The sequence below is a fragment of the Achromobacter sp. RTa genome, from assembly GCF_000757485.1.
In the GTDB taxonomy this organism is placed as follows: Bacteria; Pseudomonadota; Gammaproteobacteria; order Burkholderiales; family Burkholderiaceae_B; genus Achromobacter.
Map to the genome: position 1 here is coordinate 224,423 of NZ_JPYO01000036.1, position 11,266 is coordinate 235,688.

Consider the following 11,266-nt stretch of genomic DNA (forward strand, 5'->3'; position numbering starts at 1 on the left):
TTATTGGCAGGCTTCGCACTCTTCGAAGCCGGGATCGCCCGGCCGCATGGTGCAAACCGCCCCGAGAACTTCGGGTTCCGGCAAAACAGGTGCAGCGGCCACAGCCGGAGCCGTGGATTGGCCTCCCGCGCTGACGGCGTTCAGTTCGCCGCCGCGTCCCGTGGACTTCTCGGCGCTGGTGGCGCCAAGGGTGCGCAGGTAGTAGGTCGTCTTCAGGCCACGCTTCCAGGCAAGCTTGTAGGTGTCGTCCAGCTTCTTGCCCGAGGCGCCAGCCATGTAGATGTTCAGCGATTGGGCTTGATCGATCCACTTCTGGCGGCGCGACGCGCATTCAACCAGCCAGCTCGGTTCGACTTCGAACGCGGTGGCGTAGAGTTCGCGGAGTTCGGAAGGTACGCGATCGATGCGGGACAGGCTGCCGTCGAAGTACTTGAGGTCGGCGACCATGACTTCGTCCCAGAGACCGAGTTTCTTCAGGTCACGCACGAGGTAATCGTTAACGACCGTGAACTCGCCGGAGAGATTCGATTTGACGTACAAGTTCTGGAAAGTGGGTTCGATGCACGCAGATACACCAATGATATTGGAAATAGTCGCGGTTGGGGCGATTGCGATGCAATTGGAGTTGCGCATGCCGTGTTCTTTGATGCGCGCGCGCAACGTATCCCAATCGAGCGTGCTCGACTCATCGACCTCGACGTGGCCGCCGCGCTCGTCGCGCAGCATCTTCAGCGTGTCTTGCGGCAGGATGCCACGCGACCACAGCGAGCCTTCATACGATTGATAGCGGCCGCGCTCTTCGGCGAGCAGGCTCGAGGCCCAGTATGCGTGATAGCACACGGCTTCCATCGAACGATCGGCGAATTCAACGGCGGCTTGCGAAGCGTAAGGCACGCGCATCATCTGCAGGCAGTCCTGGAAGCCCATGATGCCCATGCCCACCGGACGATGGCGCGCGTTCGAATTGCGAGCCTTGTCGACGGCGTAGTAGTTGATGTCGATCACGTTGTCGAGCATGCGCATGGCGATGCGCACCGTGCGCTTGATCTTGTCGTGGTCGAGCTCGAAACCGCCGCCGGCGGCCGGCTTCATGTGCGCGACCAGGTTCACGGAACCCAGGTTGCACACCGCGATTTCCGACTCGTTCGTGTTCAGCGTGATCTCGGTGCACAGGTTCGAGCTGTGGACGACGCCAACGTGCTGCTGCGGCGAACGGATGTTGCACGGATCCTTGAAGGTGATCCACGGGTGGCCGGTTTCGAACAGCATCGACAGCATCTTGCGCCACAGCGAGAGGGCCGGCATCTTCTTGAAGAGCTTCAGTTCGCCGCTGGCGACGCGGGCTTCGTAGCCCACATAGGCCTTCTCGAATTCCTGGCCCACCTTGTCGTGCAGGTCGGGGCAGTCCGACGGCGAGAACAGGGTCCACTCGCCGTTTTCCATAACGCGCTTCATGAACAGGTCGGGAATCCAGTTCGCCGTGTTCATGTCGTGGGTGCGGCGGCGTTCGTCGCCGGTGTTCTTGCGCAGTTCCAGGAATTCTTCGATGTCCAGGTGCCACGTTTCCAGGTACGTGCAGACGGCGCCCTTGCGCTTGCCGCCCTGGTTCACCGCGACGGCGGTGTCGTTGACGACCTTCAGGAACGGCACGACGCCCTGGCTTTCGCCGTTGGTGCCCTTGATGTGGCTGCGCAGCGCGCGAACCGGGGTCCAGTCGTTGCCCAGGCCGCCGGCGTACTTGGCCAGCAGCGCGTTTTCCTTGATGGCGTCGTAGATGCCTTCCAGGTCGTCCGAGACGGTGGTCAGGTAGCACGACGACAACTGCGAGTGGAGGGTGCCGGAGTTGAACAGCGTCGGCGTCGAGCTCATGAAGTCGAACGAGGACAGGATCTCGTAGAACTCGATGGCGCGGGCTTCGCGGTCGGTTTCGCGCAGCGCCAGGCCCATGGCCACGCGCATGAAGAACACCTGGGGCAGCTCGATGCGGGTGCCGCGGATGTGCAGGAAGTAGCGGTCGTACAGGGTCTGCAGGCCGAGGTAGCCGAATTGCAGGTCGCGCTTGGCGTTCAGGGCGTGGCCCAGCTTGGTCAGGTCATAGTTGGCCAGTTCGGGCGACAGCAGGCCGCCTTCGATGCCGCGGGCGATGAACGTGGGGAAGTATTCGGCGTAGCGGGCGCTCATGCCGTCTTGCGAGACTTCCTCGCCCAGCACTTCCTTGCGGATCGTGTGCAGCAGCAGGCGCGCGGTGACCTGGCTGTAGGCCGGGTCCTTCTCGACCAGCGCGCGCGCCGACAGGATGGCCGACTTGAACACTTCGTCGACGGGGATGCCGTCGTACAGGTTCTTGACGGTTTCCTTCAGGATCGCTTCCGTGTCGATGAATTCGGCCAGGCCTTCGCCGGCGGCTTCGATGGTGGCGCGCAGTTCGGCCAGGTTCAGCGGACGGCGCACGCCGGCGTCGGTCACGTTCAGCACGTGTTCCTGCGGAGCTTCGGCGGCCTTTTCCTGGCCTTCGGCCGCGGCGGCCGCGGCGCGTTCCTGGGTGCGCTTTTCACGGTACAGGACGTAGGAGCGGGCGACGTCGTGCTGGCCCGAGCGCATCAGGGCCAGTTCGACCTGGTCCTGGACGTCTTCAATATGGAAGGTGCCGCCGCCGGGGCGGTTGCGCACCCGCGCATTGACGACCTGGGAGGTCAGCGTTTCCACCAGCTCACGCACGCGCGCGGACGCGGCGCCCTGGCCGCCGTTCACGGCCAGGAAGGCCTTGGTCATGGCGATGGCGATCTTGTTGGGTTCGAACCCGACCACCGAGCCATTGCGGCGAATGATGTTGTAGCTGGCCCATTGCCCGCTGTTGTCGGCGGGAGAATCGGTTTGCGAGGGCGGCACGGCCGAAGGCCGGGTCACAGAGGCGATCGTAGTCTGCATGGAAGCTCCTGTGCGAAAAGCGCGTAGATAACGACATGACGGGGGCATGTCCGGTACAAAATCGGGTCTTTTGAGGGGAATCGCGACGCCTGGGCGGGCTAGTCCAAAAGGCGTGGCCGACGAGAATCGGCGCTTAGCGACCACAACATATAGTGTAGCATCCCTCGATGGACACTAATTCTAGTGATCGGCTAAGACAGGGACAAGAAGAAGATGTGACGAAGCTCACAAAAGTTTGTTACTAAATGCACTAGGCGCGCCCAGCAAGGCGCGCCCAGTATGTTGCCGCTCGGAGCGAATGTTTATGCGGTTTTCCGCAGGGGCATGTCGCGCGGGGCAGGCGCCGTATAGCTTTGCATCAACCGGCCCAATTCCGTCCGGTACTTCTCGACGTTCGCCGCCTTCACGTGGCCGAAGCCGCGGATGGTTTCTGCAAGGGCCGCGATTGTAGCCGCTTGGGAAATATTGTCCCGGTTCAACCCTGCGAGCAACTGGTCTATGGTCTGGCGGTACTCGCGGACCAGCGCCCGTTCCATCTTGCGTTCGGCGGTGTGGCCGAAGGGATCGAACCACGTGCCCCGCAGGCCCTTCAGGCGAGCAAGCGCTTTCAGCGCCGTCATCGTGCGCGGGCCCAGCGTCATCTTGCGCGGCACGCCGGTGCGGGGATCCTTGCGGGCGAAGATCGGCGGGGCCATGTGGAAGCGCAGGCTGTACTCGCCTTCGAACTGGCCTTTCAACTGCGCCTGGAAGGACTCGCCGGTGTAGAGCCGGGCCACTTCGTACTCGTCCTTGTAGGCCATGAGCTTGAACAGGCCGCGCGCCACCGCCATCGCCAGGCGCGGTGTCCTGGCGTCCGGCGCCAGCTCGCGTTCGCGCGCCGCGACGGCCTCGACGGCGTCCTGGAACTGGCGGGCGTAGTTGGCGTCCTGGTAGGCCGTCAGATCCTCGATGCGCCTCGCCACGGCGCGCTCGAAGGTCTCGGGCACATGCAGTTGCACCACCTGGGCGGCGGGCCGTAGCGCGGCCCCTAGCGCGTCGGGCTGGTGGGCGGCCAGGCGGCCGCTGTCGAAGGCGGCGCGGTTGGCCGCCACCGCCACGCCGTTGAGCTCGATGGCGCGGTAGATGGCGGCCTGCGACAGCGGCACGCCGCCGCGCTGCCATGCGTGGCCCAGCATGAACATATTGGACAGGATGCTGTCGCCGAACAGCGCCAGCGCGGCGGCGTGCGCATCGAGCTCGGCCGTATTGGCCTCGCCCGCCGCGTGGCGGATCTTGGCCAGCAGCGCCTCGGGACGCATGGCGGCATCGGGGTTGCGGGTGAACTCGGACACGGGCGCCACATAGGTGTTCACGGTGACCCGGGTGTGGCCATGGCGCAGGGCGCCCAGGGAATCCGGCGCCACGGACGCCACGGGATCGCACAGGATCGCCGCATCGGCCTGCTGCCAGTCCAGGCGCACGGGGCCATCCGGCGCGCCGGGAGGCGCCAGCCGGATATGGCTGACCACGGTGCCGCCTTTCTGAGCCAGGCCGGTCAGGTCCAGCACGGCGGCGGACAGGCCTTCCAGGTGCGCCGCCATCGACACGATGGCGCCGATGGTGATGACGCCGGTGCCGCCCATGCCCGCGACCAGCAGGCGGTACGGCCGTTCCAGCGCGGGCACGGCCGGCTGGGGCAATTGCGCGATCAGCTGCTGCAGGCGTTCCTGGTCCGCCTTGGGCGCGGCGCTTTTCCTGGGCTTGCCGCCCATGACCGAGACGAAGCTGGGGCAGAAGCCCTCCACGCACGAATAGTCCTTGTTGCAACTGGACTGGTCGATGGCGCGCTTGCGGCCGTACGGGGTTTCCAGCGGCACCACCGACAGGCAGTTCGATTGCACGCCGCAATCGCCGCAGCCTTCGCACACCGCGCTATTGATCAGCATGCGGCGCGCCGGGTCGGGGAACTGGTTCTTCTTCCGGCGGCGGCGCTTTTCGGCGGCGCAGGTCTGGTCGTGGATAAGCACGGTCACGCCGGGGATTTCACGCAGTTCGCGCTGCAGGGCGTCCAGTTCGCGGCGGTGGTGCACCTGGATGCCCGGGCCCAGGTCCACGCCCTGGTATTTCTCGGGTTCGTCGCTGGTAACGACGATGCGGGCCACGTTTTCGCCGCGCAGTTGCTGGCATATCTGCGGCACGGAGATCGGGCCGTCGACGGGCTGGCCGCCGGTCATGGCCACGGCATCGTTGAAGAGGATCTTGTAGGTGATGTTGGCGCGCGCCGCCACGGCCTGGCGGATCGCCAGGTAGCCCGAATGGTAGTACGTGCCTTCTCCCATGTTCTGGAAGACGTGCGGCATCCTGGTGTAGCGCGACAGGCCGATCCAGTCCACGCCTTCGCCGCCCATCTGGGTCAGGCCGCCCGTGTCGCGGTCCATCCAGGCGGCCATGTAGTGGCAGCCCACGCCGGACAGCGCCTGGCTGCCTTCGGGCACCTTGGTGGAAGTGCTGTGGGGACAGCCCGAACAGAAATAGGGGCGGCGGCGCATGCCGTCGGCGTCGTTGGACAGCGGGGCCTGGCAGTCGAAGGCGGACAGGTCGGCGGCCAGCGGCAGCCCGGCGGCGCGGCGCAGCCAGCCGGCGAGCGGGGCGGCCAGCAGGGAGGGGCGCAACTGGCCCGCGGACGGCACCATCGGTTCGCCGTCAAAACCCTTCTTGCCGGTCACCGAGGGGCGTTCGGGCAGATTGAACAGCAGGTCCTTGATCTGGCTTTCGACCACCGCGCCCTTTTCCTCGATCACCAGGATGTGCGACAGGCCGCGCGCGAATTCCAGCAGGCGGCCGGCATCCAGCGGCCAGGTCAGGCCGGGCTTGTAAACACGGACGGGCGCGTTCGCGGTGACGGTGTCCACGCCCAGGCGCGACAGCGCTTCCATGGTGTCGAGGTGCGCCTTGCCCACCGTGACGATGCCGACGGCGGCCTTGGGCGCCGGACAGGCCAGGCGGTCGATGCTGTGGCGGCGCGCGAACGCGGCCACAGCCTTCATGCGCAGGTTCATGCGCGTTTCGACGGCCAGCGACAGGAAATCGCGCGCCGAATACTCCAGCGCCTCGGGAGGCATGTCCGGGTCGGCGGGCATGTCGTAGGAGGCGATCGGGGCGGGCGTGAAGGAGTGCCCGCTTTCGATGGTCTCGGACACGGCCTTGAAGGCGACCCAGGTGCCCGAATAGCGCGACAAGGCCCAACCCCACAGCGCGAAGGTCTCGTATTCGTCGATGGAGGCCGGATGCACGATGGGCATCTGCCAGCCGATCAGCGAGGCCTCGCTGGCATGCGGAATCGACGACGAGACGGCCGTGTGGTCGTCTCCCACCACCACCAGCACGCCGCCATGGCGCGACGCGCCCGCGGCGTTGCCGTGATGCAGCGCGTCGCCGGCGCGATCCACGCCCGGGCCCTTGCCGTACCACATTGCAAAGACGCCATCGACGTTGCGGTCGGACCGCAGGCCGGCCTGCTGCGTACCCATGACGGCGGTGGCCGCCATGTCTTCATTGATGCCGGGCAGGAAGCTGATCTGGTTGGCGTCCAGCGCCTTCTGCGCCTTCCACATGGCCATGTCCACCCCGCCCAGGGGCGAGCCGCGGTAGCCCGAGACGAAGCCGGCCGTATTCAGGCCGCGCTCGCGATCGCGCCGGCGCTGCGTGAGCATGATGCGCACCAGCGCCTGGGTGCCGGTCAGGAAGATGCGGCCCGAAGTGCGGGTGAGGTTGTCCGTCAGCTGGTAATCGAGGTCCAGCTGGGGTTCGGCGGCGGGGGTACCGTCCATGATGAATACTCCTGGTTTCGGCACCATGATAGGTTCGCGAAGGATCAGGTTTATTGCGTTTTTGGATCGTGCTATCCCTATAATTCGAAATAAACGTTTCGTGTTCGATAAAACCAGGAGATAAAGCGATGGATAAGACCGATATCGGCATCCTCAAGGCCTTGCAGGAGGATGGCCGGGCCTCGGCGCAGCAGCTGTCGGAGAAGGTCGGCCTGTCGGCCGCGCCGGTATGGCGGCGGGTGAAAGCGATGGAGGCCAGCGGGGTGATCCAGGGCTACAGCGCGCAGGTGGACCGCAGCAAGGTGGGGTTGGGCTGCATGTTCGCGCAGATCAGCCTGGAGCGGCATTCCGCGAACACGGTCGAAAACTTCGAGAGGTCGGTGCGCGACGCGCCCGAGATCCTGGAATGCTACGCCGTCACCGGGGATTCGGATTTCCTGCTGAAAATCCTGGTCGAGAGCCCGGAGGCCTATGACCGCTTCCTGCACCGCTTCCTCTTCAATATGCCGGGCATCCGCCAGACGCGCACCATCGTGGCGCTGCGCGAGATCAAGCACGAGCAGCGCCTGCCGCTGTAGGCGGCGGGCCCTCCATATAGATATAGATTTATAGAGAGGGCCCGCAATCCTTGACCTGGACCGGCCGCAGCCTGTCGCCGGCGGCCGCGCGCATGGAGGAAATGCTGCGCGCGAAGGCGCTGCGCAGCGCTCGCGGTGTCGTTTGAAACCAACGCATTTTTGCGGGTTCCGGCGCTAAAGCCTGTCCTTTGCGGCGCCGACTGTTGCGCAATTGCACTCCGCGCGGATCGCCGTTGATTCTTCCCTGGCGGCTCTTTAGAGTGCGGAATGTTTGCTGCGCGAGGAAGGCGCCGGTGTGATCGGCGCGGCGCGTCGACAGACGTGTTGAGGAAGTCATGAGCAGTGTGTATTTGCGTTCGGCCGGCATTGCCTGCGCCGTTCTGATCCTGGCAGGCTGCGCCGCCAGGAAGCCCGCCACCATCACCGAGGCCCAGCCTGCGGATCCTCCCAAGCCGGTGGCGTGCGCGCCCGCCAAGAGCGGCGACCCCATGATCGGCACGTGGCTCTCGAATTCGCGCCCGCGCGACGTCAGCGGCGAATTCCAGGCGCTGACGGTGTTGTCGGCCGATGGCACGATGGCCTACGAAACCCAGTTGAGGATCGGCCGCAAGACGCGTCCCGCCTTGCGCGAGACGGGTTGCTGGACGGCGGTGGAAGGCGTCTACACGATGCAGACCACCAAATCCAACGGCGAGGCCGTCGACACGAAGGATCCGATCTATCTCAACCGCTACCGCATCGAGCGCGTCGAGCATGCCAAGCTGACGTTGCGCGAAATGAAGACCGGCGGCCAGGTCGTGACGGCCCGCCGCATGCCGACGGGCTATCGCCTGCCGTACTGAGGCCGGGCGCCGGAGGGCGCGCCAGGCGGACAATCCGCCTGGTGGTTTCGCCAAGACGGCCGGGCTGCGGTAAGGTGCGGTCTTCGTCCATCGCCGCCGCCGGTAATCCATGCCCGCCCTGTCCTCCGAAGCGCGCGCCATCGCGCTGCTTGCCCTGGCTGCCTTCGTCAGCGCCAGCGCGTTCCGCATCTGTGATCCCATGTTGCCGCAGCTCGCGGCGGAATTCGGCACCACCACCGGCCAGGCTGCGCGCGCGGTGACCGCATTCGCCGTGGCCTATGGCGTGCTGCAGATGTTCTTCGGTCCCCTGGGCGACCGCTATGGCAAGTACCGGGTCGTCAGCGTAGCGACATTCGCCTGCGCGCTGGGCAGCGCGGGCGCCGTGATGGCCGGATCGCTGGACATGCTGGTGTTCTGCCGTGTGCTGTCGGGCGCGGCGGGGGCGGGCATCGTGCCGCTGTCGATGGCCTGGATCGGAGACAACGTGCCGTACGAACGTCGCCAGGCGACCCTGGCGCGCTTCCTGACCGGCACTATCCTGGGCATGTCGGCGGGCCAGCTTGCCGGCGGCCTGTTCGCCGACACGGTGGGCTGGCGCTGGGCCTTCGCGGCGCTGGTCTGCGGTTACCTGGCCGTTGGTTTTCTCCTGCTCCTGGAAGTGCGCCGCCAGCGCGCCACCGGCCTGGGCCATGTCGACCCGGGCGCGACGAGACAGGGTTTCGTCGCGCAGGCGCGGCTGGTGTTGGGCACGCCCTGGGCGCGCGTGGTGCTGGCGACCGTTTTCGTCGAGGGCCTGCTGGTTTTCGGCGCGCTGGCTTTCGCCCCGTCCTATCTGCATGAGCGTTTCGGCATTTCCCTGACCGCCGCCGGCGCGCTGGTGGCCGTCTACGCCGTGGGCGGCCTGGTCTATACGGTGGTCGCCGGCCCCATTCTCAAACGCCTCGGAGAGCGCGGCCTGGCCGTCGCCGGCGGCCTGGTCCTGGGTGTGGCGTTCCTGTCCTACCTGCTGGGGCCCGTCTGGATGTGGAGCATGCTGGCGAGCGTGCTGGCCGGCTTCGGCTACTACCTGCTGCACGCCACCCTGCAGACGAACGCCACGCAGATGGTGCCGTCGGCGCGCGGCACCGCAGTGGCCTGGTTTGCGTCCTGCCTGTTCATGGGCCAGGCGGCCGGCGTGGCCCTGGCGGGCGCGGTGGTCGATCAGGTCGGAGCGGCCGCGCTCTTCGGCGGCTCGGCCGTGATGCTGCCGCTCCTGGGCGCGTTTTTCGCCCGGGCGTTGAAGGCGCGGGCGAGGGCGGCGGGAGCGTGATGGGGTGAAGGTCTGCAGGTGTCTGATTTCTGGCGTCAGATACTTGGCAAGATTGTTGGTGTCTGACACCCGGCAAGACCGTTGCCACTCGGACCGCCATCTCGTAGGGGTGTCAGACACTTGACCGTTTGCGGGTGTCAGACACTTGACCGCTTGCGGGTGCCAGACACTTGACCGTTTACAAGTGTCAGACACCCCTACGAGACGCCTTCCATTTCGCTCCGGCGCCTCCCGGGTGTCTGACACCCCCTATCAGGCAGCCACTCCCGCCAGGCGCTTCAGCACGACATCCTTGCCCAGCAGGGCCAGCACGGCATCCACCGCGGGAGTCTGGGTCTGGCCCGTGACGGCCACGCGCAGCGGGATCGCCAACTGCGGCATCTTCATGCCGCGGTCCGCCAGGACCGCCTTGATCAGCGCCGACAGGGCCTCGCGGGTCCAGTCGGTGTCCTGGGCGCGCTGGGCGAAATCGGCCAGCGCTTCGCGCGCGGGGGCGGTCAGGTGCTGCTCCGCCAGTTCGGCGGGCGCGCCCTTGAATTCGGCGCAGAACAGCATGGCGCCATCGGCCAGCTGTTCCAGCGTTTCGGCGCGGTCCTTCAAGAGGCCCATGACGCCCGGCAGGTCGATCTTTTCCGGGTGGCCGCCACGGGTCGCCACGCGCGGAGCGACGCGCTCGGCCAACTCGGCGTTGTCCATCTGCTTGATGTAGTGGGCGTTGACCCAGTTCAGCTTCTTCGGATCCCACTGGGACGCCGACTTGGACAGGTGCTTGGTGTCGAACCAGGACACGAGCTGCTCGCGGCTGAAGAGTTCGTCGTCGCCGTGGCTCCAGCCCAGGCGGGCCAGGTAGTTGACCATCGCCTCGGGCAGGTAGCCCTCGTTGTCGTACTCCATCACGTTGACGGCGCCGTGGCGCTTGGACAGCTTTTCGCCGTCCGGGCCGAGGATCATCGGCACGTGGCCGTATTCGGGCAGCGTGGCGCCGAGCGCGCGCAGGATGTTGATCTGGCGGGGGGTGTTGTTGACGTGGTCGTCGCCGCGCAGCACGTGGGTGATGCCCATGTCCCAGTCGTCGACCACGACGCAGAAGTTGTAGGTGGGCGTGCCGTCGGGGCGCGCGATGATCAGGTCGTCCAGCTCGGTGTTGTCGAAGCTGATGGCGCCCTTGACCATGTCGTTCCAGGAGGTGGCGCCTTCCCGCGGGTTCTTGAAGCGCACCACGGGCTTGCGGCCTTCGGGAATGGCGGGCAGGGTCTTGCCGGGTTCGGGGCGCCAGGTGCCGTCATAGCGGGGCTTGTCGCCGCGCGCGCGCGCGGCCTCGCGCATCGCCTCCACTTCCTCGGGCGAGCTGTAGCAGTGGTAGGCGGTGCCGGCGGCCAGCATCTGCGCCACCACCTCGCGGTAGCGGTCCATGCGCTGCATCTGGTAGAAGGGGCCTTCGTCGGGCTGCATGCCCAGCCAGTCCATGCTGTCCAGGATCGCCTGGACCGCTTCGGGCGTGGAGCGCTCGACGTCCGTGTCTTCGATGCGCAGCACGAAGGTGCCCTTGTGATGGCGCGCGAAGGCCCAGGAGAACAGCGCCGTGCGGGCGCCGCCCAGGTGCAGGAAACCCGTGGGCGAGGGCGCGAAACGGGTGCGAATGGGGGAGGAGGCGTTGGAGGTCATAGATGGCAATGATAGCGGCTGGGGCGCCACAAAACGGCGCCAGGCTGGGCCCGGGTCAAGCGGATGGCGGGCTTGTCTTGTTACGATGAACCGTATTTTAGATTAGGCTGTGCGAGGCTTCTTTCCGTTGGCAGG

The 11,266-nt window shown here is 66.3% G+C and carries 7 protein-coding genes; 3 read left to right on the forward strand and 4 right to left on the reverse strand.

Annotated features, from left to right (window positions below; genetic code table 11):
• On the reverse strand, positions 1 to 2,928 hold the full coding sequence (locus JL37_RS14260; protein WP_043544797.1) for a ribonucleoside-diphosphate reductase subunit alpha: 2,928 nt from the start codon (positions 2,926 to 2,928) through the stop codon (positions 1 to 3).
• Positions 2,929 to 3,230: 302 nt separating this feature from the next.
• A complete protein-coding gene (locus JL37_RS14265; RefSeq protein WP_043544799.1) occupies positions 3,231 to 6,737 on the reverse strand; it encodes an indolepyruvate ferredoxin oxidoreductase family protein in 3,507 nt (1,168 codons plus the stop codon).
• Positions 6,738 to 6,865: 128 nt separating this feature from the next.
• On the opposite strand from JL37_RS14265, the gene JL37_RS14270 reads away from it, so the two are divergent.
• Positions 6,866 to 7,315, forward strand: coding sequence for an Lrp/AsnC family transcriptional regulator (locus JL37_RS14270; RefSeq protein WP_008159001.1), 450 nt, complete (start codon positions 6,866 to 6,868; stop codon positions 7,313 to 7,315).
• Positions 7,316 to 7,343: 28 nt separating this feature from the next.
• Here JL37_RS14270 and JL37_RS30695 read toward each other — a convergent pair whose 3' ends face one another.
• Entirely contained in the window at positions 7,344 to 7,652 is a 309-nt protein-coding gene (locus tag JL37_RS30695) for a hypothetical protein (protein ID WP_197064609.1), read from the reverse strand.
• Here JL37_RS30695 and JL37_RS14275 point away from each other — a divergent pair.
• The gene (locus tag JL37_RS14275; RefSeq protein WP_043544800.1) at positions 7,651 to 8,157 is read left to right on the forward strand and encodes a hypothetical protein; all 507 of its coding nucleotides are present in this window, start codon (positions 7,651 to 7,653) and stop codon (positions 8,155 to 8,157) included. The two genes, JL37_RS30695 and JL37_RS14275, sit on opposite strands and share 2 nt — an antisense overlap.
• 109 nt (positions 8,158 to 8,266) lie before the next feature.
• Positions 8,267 to 9,466: an MFS transporter gene (locus tag JL37_RS14280; protein WP_043544801.1), complete on the forward strand. Its 1,200-nt coding sequence runs from the start codon at positions 8,267 to 8,269 to the stop codon at positions 9,464 to 9,466.
• 252 nt (positions 9,467 to 9,718) lie between these two features.
• Here JL37_RS14280 and gltX read toward each other — a convergent pair whose 3' ends face one another.
• Positions 9,719 to 11,131 carry a glutamate--tRNA ligase gene (gene gltX, locus JL37_RS14285; protein ID WP_043544802.1) on the reverse strand — a complete coding sequence of 471 codons (1,413 nt, stop codon included), beginning with the start codon at positions 11,129 to 11,131 and terminating at the stop codon, positions 9,719 to 9,721.
• Between the last annotated feature and the right edge of the window lie 135 nt (positions 11,132 to 11,266).